The following is a 16893-nucleotide window of genomic DNA, read 5'->3' as shown; positions in this document are numbered from 1 at the left end:
ACCACCCAGATATTCTTAGCAAGTTAAACTGAAAATTAATTGTTAGATTGAATAAATGGAAAGATACTCTTCGTGCTCAGTGATTTTTTAATTTGCAAAATCATCTGTACAAAAGAGATGTGACCATAAATAAAGGTAGCAAATAAAATCAAAAGGTAAATCAGGTTAGAGTCAGCTGCACCACCAGCAAAGGCAAAGTTTGCGAATGATACCCAGGCGCCAATTACTAATATTGTTAGCGCAATCGCAGTTTTTCGTAAATGCTCCGTCCATAATATAAACGGCATAAAACTAAAGAACAACAGATAGATTAACAATAAATCCACCTTCATCAACTCCTTTATTACTTTCTCTAATATCATTTGAAAGTGCTTACAACAATTGTAACATATAAGTTCACAAATTTGTAACATATTTATTCGAAATATTATTGACACCTTAGGTCGAGCTGGGACTCTTTTCGAAAAGTTCGTTGCTTTACATATTTCGGACTTGAAGTAATATACGTCGTAGTAGTTAGGTGCTCACGATCTTAGATGTACACCGCTCCGTCCCTACACTTTGCTTTCAGCGGGGGGCTAGTGAGCCGCCTCGCGCTATCGCGCTTCGGGGTCTCACTTAGGCCACTAGTCCCGCAGGACAAATGTTTTCGGTGGGACGAGTAATCGCAGTCCCAAGGAAAGCTACGACAGCGAAGCATCGCACGAAGAAAATTGGGTTGTGTTTTCGAGGAGTCAAAGTGTAGGGCCTACGCTTCATAAAAGATGTGTAACAGAAAACTACCCTAAGCTTTGGAAAAATACGCCACTCCAGCGGGAGCGGAACAGTCTGAAGACCCCGCAGAGAGCGCACTTTGCGATCGAGGAGGAGTAGAGCGTTCCCCGCCGGAAAGGGCGTATTTTTCCAAAGCGCCTGTTTTACACTACGACGGAGTTTAGCTATTTTACGTAATAACAACAACCCTCTAAAAAACAGCATATAAAAATACCTCTACGCATCAAGTTGCGTAGAGGTATTTATAAAAATGATCAACCCGTATTTCTTAATCCTGCAGCTACTCCATTGATTGTTAACAATACTTCTGTTAAAAGCACAGCTTCATCTTCTTCAGATGCAGTACCTTCACGAAGTTTTGATATAAGCTCAACCTGGAATAAATTCAACGGATCTACAAATGGATTTCTAAGTCGAACCGACTCTTTAATGTTTGGTGTATGATCCAATAGTTCCTTTTGATCAGTAATTTGTAAGATCATATCTCTTGTTAATTCGTATTCCTTAGTAATTAGATCAAATATACGCTGCTTTGTATCTTCGTCTTTTACCATTTTGGTATATTCTCTTGCAGTTTCTAGGTCAGCTTTTGTTAGCGCCATTTGCAAGTTGTTAATGGTCGACTGGAAGAATGTCCAAGACTTGTACATTTCCTTAAGCAATCCAATATTTCCTGTTTTCTCTACAAATTTTTGTAGCCCAGTTCCTGCTGCATACCAAGCTGGAAGGAGCTGTCTGCTTTGTGTCCAAGCAAATACCCATGGAATAGCGCGTAGATCCTCAAATTTGCTGCTACCTTTACGACTCATCGGTCGTGATCCAATGTTTAAATCACCTAGTTCATTAAGTGGTGTTGCTTGTTTAAAGTAATCAAGAAATCCACTGTCATGGAAAATCAGTGATTGGTATTTCTCTAACGCATAGACAGAGATATCACTCATTGCTTGTTCTGCTTCAGATGAAGGTAAATTATTGTTTTGATTAGAATTGTCTGTATCGGTAATTCCCATAATTGCTGTCATCAATGTTGTTGTTGCTTGTTCTAGACTACGATAAGCAATGTCAGTAAGTAAGTATCTAGAAGACAGAACTTCCCCTTGCTCCGTAATCTTCACCCCATCACCAAGTGTTACCGCTGGTTGGGATAGAATACTAGCATATAACGGTCCACCACCACGGCCTAATGAACCACCACGTCCATGGAAATACTTAAGCTTTATTCCATAGCGAGAAGCAATGTCATGTATGCTTTGTTGGGTTTTGTATAGCTCCCAGTTTGCAGTCATCGTTCCGCCATCTTTACTACTGTCAGAATAACCAAGCATAATTTCCTGTAGATCATTTCTAGCTTTTAAATGATCACGATATAACGGAATATTAAACAATTCCTCAATCATCGCTGGACCATTTCTTAAATCTTCAATTGTTTCTAGTAGAGGAGCGACATGAAGCTTGCTCTTAATTGTACCGTCTGGATAAATACGGAACAATCCGGCTTCCTTAGCCAATACAAGCACTTCTAATAAATCACTTACAGATTGTGTCATACTTATTAAGTAAACTTCTATAGACCTTTCACCAAAGCTGGTGTGTGCATTTTGGATCATACGAAACGTATTAATCATCTCCTGTGTTTCTGGAGTGAACGAATCATAAATAGAAATCAAAGGTCGTGGATCCTGTAATATAGTTGTTAAAAGATCCACTTTTTCTTTTTCGGATAATTGTGAATAGTTTTCAGCAATATTAACCGAATAGAAAATTTCATTAAGTGCAGATTCATGCTCCCCACTATGATTCCGAACATCTAATGAAGCTAGATGGAAACCAAACAGCTCGACTTGTCTAATCACACGTCGAAGAAGTTTTATTGGATTATTTGAAGGATGATGATTAGCGATGCTTGCTTGAATTTGGTATAAATCATCCAATAAATCTTGTGCTGATTGATAACCTTTTGGTTGTTCAATAAGTTCCAATTTTTTCAACATAATGCTTAGCTTTATTCGGTAAATCTCATCTTGGCTTTCCCATGGATCGTCTTTTACTAACCCTTTCTCTGACTCTATAGAAGCAAGCAGTTCATCACTAACCTGAACTTCTTTTGTCGAATGGCTTAATAATTCTTGTAAATTTGTTAATGCCTCTTTATATTTCTTAAGTACTAGTGCTCGATGAGCTTCAAGAGTTTCGCGTGTAGTTGTTGCTTTTACATTAGGATTACCATCGCGATCCCCACCAATCCACGAACCGAAGCGTAAAAAAGAAGGTACATGAATGCGCTGTTCATATTTTTCAGATAACAAATCCTCTAAATCTTGGTGAATGCGAGGTAATACCTCGAATAACACATTGTCAAAATAGTAGAGACCATTCGATACTTCATCCATTACCGTTGGTTTTTTGCCACGAATCTCGGTTGTTTGCCAAAGTATTGTTATTTCATTTGAAATTGTTTCCTGGATCACTCGCTTCTCGTGTCGTGTATAAGCATAATCCCAGGCTTTCAACAAACCAGCAACTCGTTGGTGTATCTGTAGTATAGAACGTCTGGTTGCTTCTGTTGGATGGGCTGTAATGATTAACTCCATCGACAGCGTTTCCAATAATTTGGTAAGCATATCCTCAGATACTTGATTTTCTTGTAATTTATTTACCCCATCTTCTAATGATCCCCGTTGGATTAAATCTGTATCCTGTGCCTGGTATTCTCTTCGACGGCGGCTTCGGTAATTTTGCTCGGCAATATTAAATATGTGTAAATAAACAGAGAAAGCTCGAATAACATCTTTTCTCATTGAAGGATCTAAACCAGTAATTTCCTCTTTTATTTGAGCATACGCTGCAGTGTCTTTTGTGTCACGTAGCTCCTTGGCTAAGGAGCGAATCTTTTTTACTCGTTCGAGTAAATTTTCTCCACCTTCGTTTAATAAGACATTATCAAGAAGTGATCCTAAATAATCAACGTCTTGATAAATTGTATTTGCATTCATTTCTTTTGATTTGCTTACTATGGTAGCCACTTCCTTTCCAAATGTATTGTTACATAATTCTGAATACTCGGTTCAGAATAGATGGGGATAATTAGTACATTATCTCATCAAAGTTTTTTTCTGGGGGCATATATATATTAACATGTTTTTTGTCGGAAGATAACTGATTCGCCTTTACCAACTATATAATTAATATAATTTACACTGGGCTTCATCTATAATTCGAGTAAGCAGACACTAGTCCTGCTTACTCGAAGTTAGCCCGGATAGCCCTAACTTTTTGATCAGGGGTTTAATCGTAAGACCTTGAATAATTAATGAAAATAATACAACACCAAATGTTAGGAGCAATACATCGTCACGACCCTCAAAATCCACTGGTAGACTGAGAGCTAGCGCAATCGACAAACTTCCCTTTAAACCTCCCCAGTTGAGGAGTGCACGTTCTTTTTGGTTAATATTTTTCACATGGAGCGTACTTGTATAAAGAGCAACCACTCTTCCTGCCAAAACGATAACTATGGCAAATAAAATTAACATCCATTTACCTTCAAAAGCAATATTACGAATTTCTAACCCAACTAATAGAAAGATAATCGAATTAGCGAGTAAGGTAATCACATCCCAGAAAGTATTAATATTAACTTTTGTCTCTGCTGACATGCTGCCTATTTTCGCCCCATAATCTCCAAACATAAATCCGCCAGTAACAACGGCAATTACACCTGACACACCAAGGTGCTCTGCAATAAAATAACTACCAAAAAACAAAAGTGCGGAAATAATAATTTCGAAAGGATAATCATCAAAAAAGCGAGTCACCTGTGCCAGAATAAAACCGAGAACAATCCCAATTAATGCCCCACCGATGCTAAACTTTAAAAACATGAATATGCCGCTCCCTAATCCTTCCCAACCGAGTTCAATATATGTAAGCAAGTAAATCGATGATATTTTAAATAATACCACCGCAATGCCATCGTTAAACAACGATTCACCTTCCATAACAGTGGAAAGTTTTTGGGAAACACCAGCGGATTTGAAAATAGAAAGAACACTAATAGGATCAGTTGCACTCATTAAGGCCGCAAAAGTAAAGGCAACGGCAATTGGTAAGCCAATAATATAATGCGTTGCAAACCCGATGACGACAAAAGATAGTAATGTACCACCAAGTGCCATTCCGAATACAGCTTTTTTCTGCTCGTATAAGTGATGAAATGGAAGCTTCAAAGTTGCATCACCAAGTAAAATTGGTAAAAACAAAGAAATGATGATCGCTTGGAACACTTCTGATTGCGTAATAAATGCCTCAGCTTCATCCACAATATGAAATGGTGTATTGATAATCCCTAAAAACAATCCTACCAATACGAGTGCGATCGTATAAGGGGCTTTGAATTTCTTGGCTATTCCGATAACCGTAACAGATATAGCAAGTAGGATTAAAATTTGAATAAACACTTCATTAAAATGATGCATGGAATCTCTCCCTCCTGGATTTATCTGCTTTATTTATACCTGTTTCTTATAGGTCTGTCCAATCATGCTTATTATTATCGGGGGTAAGCATTGCAATACTTTCAAAAATAGTAACAACCCGTTACACTTATGTAACGGGTTTCTTTCGTTAGAAATATAACACCGAAAGCACGAATACGCTTTACAATTGGATGGATGAAGCGTTTACTGTAAGGAGAGGTATCAGGACTGAATATCTAGTTAAATTAATTTTCCATCTGTCGATAGGTTTCCTTTGCTAAACTTTCTAATAGATGGACGACAGGGATTTGTGTAGTTAAATTAACATTTCCGACAAACTCTTGTGAAACATAATAAGACAAATTGTAATCGGATAACTTTGCAATGGTTGAATCTGGATGATTCGTAATACTAACAACAGTTGCCCCTTTTTCTTTCACTTTGTTAGTTAAGGAAATAGTGGAATTAGACTCACCAGATACGGATAAAACAACAACAACGCTTTCTTCTAAATAAGATGCGTGAATTGGAAAAAATGGATCTTTAATGTGCAAGGAAAATCGTTTTAAGCCTGAAAAATAACGTGCGCCATACTCAGCTAGAATGCCTGAAGTACCAATACCAATAAAGACGATGTTATTCGTTTGTGCCAGGACAGAAGCAATTAAAGACATTTTCTCTTGATGTTCCTGGGTCAGTGTTCTTTCAATAAATTCTTTAAAAGAAGTTTGTGTTTGGATAAGATTGCTAGATTCTTTTTTTCCTAAATGCATTTTTAATTGAACCTTAAACTCTGCAAATCCGTCAAAACCACATTTTCTACAGAAGCGCAGCACCGTTGTAGTAGAAACATGCGTTTCATTTGCTAAATCTCTGATTCGCATAAAAATTACCTTGTCTGCATGATTCACAATATATTTATATAGGTCAATTTCTAATTCCGTGAAGGTTGATATTTGTTCGTTAGTAAACAAAATAATCACACTTTCCAATAGGGTATGTATTCAGGAATCATTATACATTATTTCGTTTATGTTCATAAACTAGTTTCAATTATTATCAATATAAAATTTAGAAATATGGAGAGGATGTTACGTATGAGTAAAGGATTGAAAATTGTAACGATAGGCGGCGGCTCAAGTTATACTCCTGAATTAATTGAAGGTTTTATTAAACGTTATGAATCCTTACCAATTCGAGAGCTTTGGTTAGTTGATATTGAAGCAGGAAAAGAAAAATTAGAGATTGTTGGAGATCTCGCTAAACGTATGGTGAAAAAAGCGGGATTACCAATTGAGGTTCATCTAACACTAGACCGCAGGAAAGCATTAAGAGATGCGGATTTTGTAACGACGCAATTTCGAGTAGGTTTGTTAGCTGCTCGTGCAAAAGACGAAAGAATACCATTAAAGTATGACGTGATTGGCCAGGAGACAAATGGACCTGGTGGGTTACTAAAAGGATTAAGAACAATCCCTGTCATCCTAGGTATTGTGAAAGATATGGAGGAGCTTTGCCCGGATGCATGGTTGATTAACTTTACCAATCCGGCTGGAATGGTAACAGAAGCAGTGTTACGTCATAGCAACTGGACTAAAATTGTCGGTTTGTGTAATGTGCCAATCGGAATCCGTATGGGAATTGCAAAGTTATTAGAAGTGGAGCCTGAGCGTGTCTTCGTTGATTTTGCAGGATTAAATCATATGGTATTCGGACTTCAGGTATATCTAGATGGCAACGATGTTACAAACGAAGTTATCGAGAAAATGTGCGAGCCAAAGTCAGGTATGACTATGAAAAATATTGCTGATATCGGTTGGGAGCCAGAATTCCTTAAAGCACTTGGAGCGATCCCTTGTCCATACCACCGTTACTACTACAAAACAGATCAAATGCTTGCGAACGAAAAAGAAGATGCAGCAACGAATGGAACAAGAGCAGAGGTCGTACAAAAGTTAGAAGAAGAATTGTTTGAGCTTTATAAAGATCCAGATCTTGAAATAAAGCCACCTCAATTAGAAAAACGTGGCGGAGCTTATTATAGCGATGCTGCTTGTAGCTTAATAGAATCAATGTACAACGACCGTAGAGACATACAGCCAGTGAATACGATTAACAACGGAGCAATTGCTAGTATTCCAAATGAATCTGCTGTAGAGGTTAACTGTGTAATCACGAAAGAAGGACCAAAGCCTGTAGCTGTTGGCGACCTTCCAGTAGCTACAAGAGGATTAGTGCAACAAATCAAATCATTCGAACGTGTTGCTGCAGAAGCGGCTGTAACGGGTGATTATAATACAGCACTATTAGCAATGACGATCAATCCATTAGTTCCTTCTGATAAAGTGGCGAAAGAAATTTTGGATGAAATGCTTGAAGCGCATAAAGAGCACTTACCACAGTTTTTCGGTGATGCAGTTCTAGCTTAAATTATAAAGGTTAAGGGTAATGCTGAACATTCAGCATTGCCCTTTTTTGTTGCATACATCAGGAGATTATAAAATATCTAAATGTGAATAATATAAAGCATTAGCCACGGCCAGCTCCGAGCGCCAGCGACTAGCTAGACTTCCCACACCTCATGACACGATAAGTCAACATCGGTTCAGGTTTTGTGGAAGGTCGATTAAAAGTGGACTTGCCGTCCAACGTCGCCATACCCCTTATGCAGGGGCATGTTTCCTTTATCTCCTCGAAAATAAAGGGAACATTATTTGTTCTCTTTTTTTCTGTTTTGCAATCATAGACAAAAGATACAAACAAAAAAATTTAAATAGATTTAACAAATTCATTTAGAATTTTTTCTCCAACTCGGTATTTGTCATGATATAATGAATGCGTATTTGTTCAATAATTACCATAATCAGTAAAGTATCGAAACTACTTAAAAAAACTACATACGTTTAATCAATATTCCACATCCTAACCACAAATCAGTCGCAATCAAAATATGTTACTCACATTCAGCTGATAAATAGAAAAATACGTTAATAGGGGAGGACTATTCATGTCCATTTTAGTAACTGGTGGAGCAGGTTATATTGGCAGTCACACGGTATTGTTTTTACAGGAACAAGGTGAAGAAGTAGTTGTATTAGATAGCTTGCAAAAAGGTCATCACGATGCTTTAATGAACACGGCATTTTACCAAGGCGCATTAAGTGATGAGGCGCTTTTGGATGAGATTTTTGAAAAACACACTATCGACGCAGTCATCCATTTTGCTGCCGATTCTCTAGTTGGAGAAAGTGTTGAAAATCCATTAAAATATTATGAGAACAATGTAATAGGTACGTATCATTTGGTGAAAAAGATGGTAGAGCATCATGTGAAAAGAATTGTATTCTCTTCTACTGCCGCGACATATGGGGAACCGGACTCTGTGCCGATATTAGAAAGTGATTCAACGGTACCAACAAATCCTTATGGGGAAACAAAATTAGCGATTGAGAAGATGCTTCGTTGGAGTGATCAGGCTTATGGATTAAAATCTGTATGTTTGCGTTACTTTAATGCAGCTGGCGCAGACCCACAAGGTAGAATAGGGGAGGATCATGATCCAGAAACCCACTTAATTCCTATCGTACTTCAGGTTGCCCTTGGGCAAAGGGAAGATGTGAAAATGTTTGGAGACGATTATGATACAGAGGATGGCACATGTATCCGTGATTATATCCATGTGATGGATTTGGCGGAAGCACATTTTCTTGCAGTCAAGAAGTTAAAAATCACAAATGAAAGTGGTATATATAATTTAGGAAATGGCACAGGTTTCTCAGTAAAACAAGTTATTGAAACATGCAGAGAAGTAACCGGCCACGAAATACCTGCAACAGTAGCACCTAGACGTTATGGTGATCCAGCTGTATTAATCGCATCTTCTGATAAAGCAAGGCAGGAACTAGGATGGATACCACAATACCCTAATATTGAGGCGATTATTTCACATGCATGGGATTGGCATAAAAGTAATCCAACTGGATATGAAAATTAATATTAAATAGAAGAAGGCTTAATCATAAGGAGGAGTATTTACATAATGGAATGGCAAAAACAATATCAAAAATGGAAACTATTCACAGAGATGGACCAAGAACTAAAAGACAAGCTAGAATCGTTAACAAGTGATCATAAAACATTAGAAGATTGTTTTTATAAGGAACTCGAATTTGGAACTGGTGGTATGCGTGGCGAAATCGGACCTGGTCCAAACCGTATGAACATGTACACAGTGCGTAAGGCGGCAGAAGGTTTAGCTCGCTACATAGAAGAGAATGGAGACGGAGCCAAAGCTCGTGGAGTTGTTATAGCTTACGATTCACGCTTTAAGTCACCTGAATTTGCTATGGAGGCTGCAAAAACACTAGGATATCATGGTATTCAAACCTATGTGTTTAGTGAGCTGCGCCCTACTCCAGAGCTATCTTTTGCAGTGCGTTACTTGCACGCATATGCAGGAATTGTTATTACTGCTAGCCATAACCCACCAGAATATAATGGGTTTAAAGTTTATGGGCCAGATGGCGGACAGTTACCGCCAGGACCTGCGGATGAACTTGTTGCAAAGGTAAATGAAGTTGAGGATGAATTGACTGTTCTGGTTGCTTCCGAAGCGGATTTAAAAGCGAATGAGCAGTTAAAGATGATTGATCAAATTATTGATAAAGCATATATTGAACAATTAAAATCAATTGTGGTACAGCCAGAGGTAATCAAAGAAATGGCAGACGATCTTAAAATAGTTTTTACGCCACTTCATGGTACGGGCAACTTACCGGTCCGAGATGGATTAAAAGCAATTGGCTTTAATAATGTTGAAGTCGTAAAAGAACAAGAATTACCTGATCCCAATTTTTCAACTGTATCATCACCTAACCCGGAGGAGCATGCGGCATTTGAATTAGCTATTAAGCACGGTGAAACTGTAGGGGCTGATATTTTAATAGCAACAGACCCAGATGCAGACCGCGTAGGTGTAGCAGTTAAAAATGAAGCTAATCAATACCAAGTGTTAACAGGTAACCAAGTGGGTGCAATTTTACTACACTACTTGATTACTCAAAAGCAAAAAACGAATACCCTTGCAGAGAATGCGACAGTGCTGAAGACAATCGTTACATCAGAAATTGGTCGCGATATTGCAACTCGCTATGGATTGGAAACTATTGATACTTTAACTGGATTTAAATTTATTGGTGAAAAAATTAAGGAATTTGAAGAAACGAAAGAAAAGAGCTTTTTATTTGGTTATGAAGAGAGCTATGGTTATTTAATAGGAGATTTTGTCCGCGATAAGGATGCGGTGCAATCTTGCTTGATGGTTGCAGAAGTTGCTGCTTTCTATAAAACACAAGGCAAATCTCTTTACCAAGCACTTATTACTATTTTTGAAGAATTCGGTTTTTATCTTGAGACATTAGAATCGTTAACGTTAAAAGGAAAAGACGGAGCAGAACAAATACAGGCGCTATTAACTGAATTTAGAAATAATCCACCACAACAAATTGCTGGCAAAAAAGTTGCAATTCTAGAAGATTATAAAATAAGTGAAAGAACTATTGTTGAATCTGAACAGGTTGAGGCGATTGCATTGCCGAAGTCGAACGTTTTAAAATATAAATTAGAGGATGGTTCTTGGTTCTGTTTACGACCTTCAGGTACCGAGCCGAAGATTAAGTTTTATTTCGGCGTACATGAAGATACGATGGAAGCGAGTAGCAAACTGTTAAATGAAGTAAAGCAAGATGTAATGGACCGGATTCATGCATTGACTAGTAAGGCTTAACAACATTGTTTCTTTAATTTTTCTTGTTGCATAGGAAATTATAAAATATACTAAATGTGGATAACATTAAGCATTAGCCATGGCCAGTGACTAGCGAGCCTTCCCTCACCTCCATACGGCTCTGCGCTTTTGTTCTGATTGAAATGGCTATTGTACGGTTAAATAGATTATTCTAGAGAGAATTGTTGATTTTCTTTACGTTTGGAATTCGCTTACGGTAATCTATTACCAAAAGCGAATTCTTTTCGTATTATTTATGTTAAGAAGAGGTGTCTGATATGTCAGATGAGAAACAAAAAAAGAAGATCCGTAAGCGGTGGATTCTTATTCCACTTGCAATAGTTTTGGGCTTAACGCTTGCAGTTGTTGGCTATTCGATGTCAATCTATTTAGATGCAAAACAAACCGTCGATAGCGAAATGAACCAGCCTGTGGCATCGATTGACCACGATTTAACGAAAAAGAAGCTTAAAGATAGCGAGCCTTTAAATATATTATTATTAGGTGTGGATAAACGTTCAGGTGATCGGGGACGTTCGGATGCCCTAATGGTGTTATCATTAAACCCTGTTAATGATAGCATGCAGCTAATAAGTATCCCGCGAGACACCAGAACTGAAATCGTTGGTAGAGGTTTTGATGACAAAATTAATCATGCGTATGCCTTTGGCGGTATAGATATGTCTATAAACACGGTAGAGAATTTACTTGATATAGACCTGGATTATTATGTTGAAATGAATATGGAAGGTCTAAGTGAGATGGTGGATGCTATTAATGGCATTACTGTAACCAACGAATTAGATTGGGTTGACACTGGTTATTATGAAAAAGGGTTTCACTATGCTGAAGGCGAGCTTCAACTAGATGGTCCGCAAACGATGGGGTATGTTCGGATGCGTTATCAAGATCCTAATGGCGATTTTGGTAGAACGAAGCGTCAGCGACAAGTTATTGAAGCAATTATTGACAAGGGTGCTAGTGTAGGCTCTATTAACAAAATAAGTGATATGATCGACGTTCTAGGAAATAACATGGCGACAAATATGGATTTTGCTGACATGAGAAACTTACTAATGAATTATAGTGCTTCTAGAAATAACTTTACTAGCTATCAAATGAAAGGGACTGGAAAAATGATAGATGGCATCTATTATTTAATTGTTTCTGAAGATGAGGTTAGTAAAGTCCATAACATGGTAAAACAAATTACATCATAAATATAAGGCTCTTTTCGGAAACTTTGTTGCTATACGTTATTGGTGACACGTCGAAGTTGTGCTTGCTTTCCACGGGGAACGCAGTCACCGGTATGTGATTAGGACACACAAGCAATAGGAATTTTCGCGTATACAGGAGCACTTATTTTACATGAAATGACAGTTTTGACTATTTGACGGGCACCAGAGTTCTTATTTGCCGAAAACAGCATTTAACAACACGCATCTTATTCAAATAAGTGCGCTGGTGGCCGCATAATTCCACATATGACGCGTTTGTCACAGATAAGAGGCTGGATACCCGCCAACGTCGAACAACTTAAATTTCACCCGGACCACCACACACTTCGGCGTATTTTCTTGTTACACCAGGAGATTATAAAATATCTAAATGTGGATAAATTAAGCATTAGCCACGGCCAGTTCTGAGCGCCAGCGACTAGCGAGACTTCCCTCACCTCATGACACGATAAGTCAACATCGACTCCAGATTTGTCGAAGTTCAACTAAGAGCGTTCTTGCCGTCCAACGTCGACATCCCCCTTATGCAGGGGCATATTTCCTTACTCCATCGAAAATATAGAACAATTTTCTTCGTGCGAGGTAAAGCTTCGTAGCCTACTATGGTCCTACGGTTCAGTTCAAATGTTTTCGGTGAGGCGAGTAATCGCACTAAGGAAAGCTACAATGAATATACACCGCAGAAACAAGTGATTTTATTGTTTCGAGTCCCAGTCCGTACGTCGCTAACCGGCGCACTGCGCTTTTGTTCTGTCAATAACAACAATCTCTTAAAAAACAGCCAAAAACAAAAACAAAGACAAAAACAAAAACAAAGACAAAGACTAGTTTAGTGTTAAAGCTGCGAAACTAGTCTTTGTCTTTTAATAGGATTATGGAGTGCCCATCCACAATAAACAAGGACAAGTTACCAAAACAGGAATTTCAGGTAAAATAAGACCTCTTATAGTCGCATATTTAGGAATACTTAGAGCAAGTAATCCTAAGTATTCTTTCAGGGCAAGACATATGTAAGAAAAATCTGAAGGGACGAACTGATTAGGATATAATGCTATTTCCTCGCTAACTAGAAAATCTGTCGGGTAAGGTGTAACAGCAATATCAACTTTTGCAAAGTTTTGAATGGAACGTTCCATATGGAATCCTGATGTGACTAGTAGTGGTCTAGCATAGACGTGTTGCTGCATTATTTCTTTTGTTAGCTGTCTGTTCTGCTCTGTATTCAGACTGTCCGCTTCTATATGTATCTTGTCTTTTGAATTCCTAAATCAATCAATTTACGTTTTGGATTTGTGCTTCATTACCCGAATCGGGAAATACAGATCTACCAGACAGAATGATAGGGAGACTTGTTTGCTTATATAGTCTCGCGACAGTTAATAGACGATTTACAGCGTGACCAGAGAGATGTCCCTCACCACTAAAATCCATCGTCCCATCAGTCGCACCAGCACCAAGCATGATAATTACATCACTGGAAATAGTTGTAGGAACGTGATGTCTTTTTTCTAAGGACTGAATAAGTATACTTCCAGTAATCGGGATTGAATATATGTACAAAAGAAACTTACAAGCTAGTACCATAATACTTGCTCTTTTTTGATTTTTTCTTAATAGCCAAATTGAGAATAAGACGAACAAAATAATGAAAAAGCCTGGTGGAAGTAAAAATTCGAATAGAAATTTAATTATATATAACAACTGTATCCCTCACTAATACAGATTATATCGTTCTTTACATAGAAGTGGGCTTGAAATACACTGTATTAAAATGTATTTTAAAAATAATTGTAAATACCGAGGAGGAGACAAGGTGAGAACAATCAATGTACTACAAGATAAAAAATTCCCAGTTTACGAGCTTATCGACACAGATTCTAATGCCTGGATGCATGTAGTTCCGGAAAAAGGTGGAATTATTACGAGCCTAGGGTTTGAGGGGGAAGAACTACTTTATCTTAATGAGGAGACTTTATGGGATGAGGATAAAAATATCCGTGGTGGTATTCCGATTTTGTTTCCGATTTGTGGTTTTTTACATAACAAACAATATGAGTGGAATGGAAATACGTTCACGATGAATAATCACGGTGTCGCTAGAAATCATCCATGGCAGGTGTTAGCAACGAACGATTCCGATGAACTATCGATTACAATCGGTTTTTCGAGTAATGAGAAAACGAAAATGTCCTTTCCGTTTCAGTTTGATTTGGTATTTACTTATGTGCTGGAACAAAACAACTTGAAAATTATTCAAGAATATAAAAATAATTCTTCAGCTGAAATGCCGATGTACGCTGGCTTTCATCCTTATTTCCTAACACCAGATAAGCAATTTCATTTAGACTCAGATGCAACCATTTACGAGGATCATAACGATATGCATATTAAACCTTTTACAGGTGAAGTAGACCTTGAAAATAAGCAAGAAGCTTTTATCTTGCTAGATAGCAAAGAAAGAAGCGTAGGTTTCACTTCTCCAAGTTTAAACAAAAAAATAACGCTCGCGTATGGAGAAGAATTTGGATATATTGTTCTGTGGACAGAAGCTAATAAATCATTTGTGTGTGTGGAACCTTGGATGGCAATGCCTGATGAATTAAATCGAAAAGAAGCATTACATTTAGTCCAACCTGGGAGCAGTTTAACAACAACTTTTTCTATCATTGTTGATGAAAAAAATTAAGTCTTCACCAATCTCTAACAAAGGATGGACACGTGTAAGATGTGTGGACTTCCTTTGTTATTTTTAAAATTCATGTGTATGCTCGGTTATTCTAGTTTTTATGAGGATTATTTCTTCCTAGTAAACTTTTATAATTAATGGTAAGATAATTGCAAAATAGATTTCAGTTTTTTCCTTATGTTAAGTTTTATGTTGTTTCATTAGAAAACATTAGAATACCCAGTTATCGTTGTGAAATTTTAATTATAGTTCATTTACAATCTAAGGAGGTATGTATGAGAATATCCGTTATTGGTGCTGGCTATCTAGGATTAGTGACAAGTGTATCATTAGCACAGATTGGTCATAACGTCGTTGGATTAGAACCTGACCGTGACCGAGCCGAACAATTAAAAAATGGTCTATTACCACTTTATGAACCGGGATTAAAAGGATTAATGAAAACCAATATGAACGAGGAAAGATTATCTTTTACACATGATCGCACACAAGCTTTGAACGATACGGATGTTATTTACATCGCTGTTGAAACCCCACTCCTATCCAATGGTAGAGTCGATCTAACTGCTGTTGAACAAGCCTCAATTGATATTGCCACAACAATCAGTCAACCAGTGATTGTCGTAATAAAAAGCACGGTGCCTTTAGGTACACTTACGAATATTGAAAAACTGATGAAAAAACACACCAAGATTCCCTTTCAAATGGTCATCAACCCTGATTTTAGTCGCCAAGGAAATGCTGTTCATGATACGTTCTATGGAGACAGAATTGTTTTAGGTGCGGTCAATGACCAAGCTGCTAATGTAGTAGAAGAGATTAATATTCCGTTCCAAATTCCTATTTTTAAGACAGATATTAGTAGTGCAGAAATTATCAAGTATGCATCTAATGCATTTTTAGCAACCAAAATTAGCTTTATAAATGATATAGCAAGATTATGTGAAAATGCAGGGGCAAATATTGATGATGTTGCATTTGCCATTGGCTTAGATGATCGCATCGGTCGAAAATTTCTAGGTGCGGGTCTGGGATATGGAGCCTCGTTCTTCCCGCATGAGGTCGCAGGTATAGAGCAAGCGGCTGAGAACGTTGACTATCGTTCATCTTTACTAGAATCAGTATTAAGGGTGAATAATAACCAACATTCTGTTTTCATGAAAAAGGCAAAAGAAGTGATGGATGGAGAATTCTTAGGCAAAAAAGTAGCTTTACTTGGTCTAAGTCGCAAACCTAAAACAGATGATGTGCGAGGAGCAATTTCAATAAGAATCGCAAATTACTTACTGGACTTAGGCGCTAATGTTACAGCATTTGATCCTAAAGCTATTCCAAATGCAATGAAAGTATTACCTGAAGAAATAGAATTTGCTAGTACGATAGAAGAAGCACTAATAGATGCAGATGTAGCATTTATTATGACTGATTGGGATCAGTTTAAAGATCTTCCATTATCTAAGTATGAAGAATTAATGAACCGTGCACGGATCATTGACGGAAGAAATTGTTATCCTCTAGATTATGTAAGGAACTATAAAATAGAATATCATTCGTTTGGTAGACCACCAGTATGGATTGAAGAAGAGAGCGAGTTGAAGCAGTAATTGTGCACAGATGTTCTCTTCTTTTTGTTATAAGAGGTTGCTCCAAATAAAAAGCACCCAGAACGGATGCAACTGATAATGCTATCATCTTTTAGTATTGTTCTGTGTAATCTTGTCTTTGGTCTGCTCTTTTAGCTACTATCATTAGGCTCATGGTAAACATGGTGGCAAGGCTACCTAAGAAAATACCTATAACCAATCCCAACATTTCAATCTCCCCCTTTAATGTGTTATTTATTCAGAATAAATGGATGTGTAAAGTATATTTTTATAAGTAACCGCTTTCAAATGAAGCTAAACCTAATTTCTACCTTTTTTAAACTTAGAC

Annotated in this window: 12 protein-coding genes; 6 read left to right on the top strand and 6 right to left on the bottom strand. The window is 37.5% G+C overall.

The window, feature by feature from the left end; all coding sequences use genetic code 11:
* Window positions 1-35: 35 nt before the first annotated feature.
* The 4 genes from ACI6MV_RS21705 to ACI6MV_RS21690 all read right to left on the bottom strand — a co-directional run bounded on the left by ACI6MV_RS21705 (window position 36) and on the right by ACI6MV_RS21690 (window position 6232).
* Window positions 36-326, bottom strand: coding sequence for a hypothetical protein (locus ACI6MV_RS21705; RefSeq protein ID WP_407272422.1), 291 nt, complete (start codon window positions 324-326; stop codon window positions 36-38).
* A 702-nt stretch (window positions 327-1028) separates the two neighbouring features.
* Complete coding sequence (ppc, locus tag ACI6MV_RS21700; RefSeq protein WP_407272421.1) at window positions 1029-3767, bottom strand: phosphoenolpyruvate carboxylase; 2739 nt, start codon at window positions 3765-3767, stop codon at window positions 1029-1031.
* A gap of 237 nt (window positions 3768-4004) precedes the next feature.
* Window positions 4005-5249, bottom strand: coding sequence for a cation:proton antiporter (locus ACI6MV_RS21695; protein ID WP_407272420.1), 1245 nt, complete (start codon window positions 5247-5249; stop codon window positions 4005-4007).
* A gap of 245 nt (window positions 5250-5494) precedes the next feature.
* Entirely contained in the window at window positions 5495-6232 is a 738-nt protein-coding gene (locus tag ACI6MV_RS21690) for a MurR/RpiR family transcriptional regulator (RefSeq protein WP_407272436.1), read from the bottom strand.
* 114 nt (window positions 6233-6346) lie between these two features.
* Here ACI6MV_RS21690 and ACI6MV_RS21685 point away from each other — a divergent pair, with 114 nt between their 5' ends.
* The 4 genes from ACI6MV_RS21685 (at window position 6347) to ACI6MV_RS21670 (ending at window position 12254) form a co-directional block, all read left to right on the top strand.
* Entirely contained in the window at window positions 6347-7678 is a 1332-nt protein-coding gene (locus ACI6MV_RS21685) for a 6-phospho-beta-glucosidase (protein WP_407272419.1), read from the top strand.
* Between the two features lie 578 nt (window positions 7679-8256).
* Window positions 8257-9243 carry a UDP-glucose 4-epimerase GalE gene (gene galE / locus ACI6MV_RS21680; protein ID WP_407272418.1) on the top strand — a complete coding sequence of 329 codons (987 nt, stop codon included), beginning with the start codon at window positions 8257-8259 and terminating at the stop codon, window positions 9241-9243.
* 45 nt (window positions 9244-9288) lie between these two features.
* Window positions 9289-11034, top strand: coding sequence for a phospho-sugar mutase (locus tag ACI6MV_RS21675; protein WP_407272417.1), 1746 nt, complete (start codon window positions 9289-9291; stop codon window positions 11032-11034).
* A gap of 278 nt (window positions 11035-11312) precedes the next feature.
* Entirely contained in the window at window positions 11313-12254 is a 942-nt protein-coding gene (locus ACI6MV_RS21670; protein ID WP_407272416.1) for an LCP family glycopolymer transferase, read from the top strand.
* 893 nt (window positions 12255-13147) lie between these two features.
* Here the strand turns inward: ACI6MV_RS21670 and ACI6MV_RS21665 are convergent.
* Together ACI6MV_RS21665 and ACI6MV_RS21660 are read right to left on the bottom strand one after the other, a co-directional pair.
* Window positions 13148-13501 carry a YdcF family protein gene (locus ACI6MV_RS21665; RefSeq protein WP_407272435.1) on the bottom strand — a complete coding sequence of 118 codons (354 nt, stop codon included), beginning with the start codon at window positions 13499-13501 and terminating at the stop codon, window positions 13148-13150.
* A gap of 46 nt (window positions 13502-13547) precedes the next feature.
* Window positions 13548-13976 carry a YdcF family protein gene (locus ACI6MV_RS21660; protein WP_407272415.1) on the bottom strand — a complete coding sequence of 143 codons (429 nt, stop codon included), beginning with the start codon at window positions 13974-13976 and terminating at the stop codon, window positions 13548-13550.
* Between the two features lie 112 nt (window positions 13977-14088).
* Between ACI6MV_RS21660 and ACI6MV_RS21655 the strand changes: the two genes are divergently transcribed.
* Window positions 14089-14961: an aldose epimerase family protein gene (locus tag ACI6MV_RS21655; protein ID WP_407272414.1), complete on the top strand. Its 873-nt coding sequence runs from the start codon at window positions 14089-14091 to the stop codon at window positions 14959-14961.
* A 275-nt stretch (window positions 14962-15236) separates the two neighbouring features.
* Window positions 15237-16565, top strand: coding sequence for a UDP-glucose dehydrogenase family protein (locus ACI6MV_RS21650; RefSeq protein ID WP_407272413.1), 1329 nt, complete (start codon window positions 15237-15239; stop codon window positions 16563-16565).
* Window positions 16566-16893 lie beyond the last annotated feature (328 nt).

This window comes from Radiobacillus sp. PE A8.2 (assembly GCF_045635475.1).
GTDB lineage: Bacteria > Bacillota > Bacilli > Bacillales > Amphibacillaceae > JBJGXI01.
This window is presented reverse-complemented; position numbering and strand designations above follow the sequence as displayed.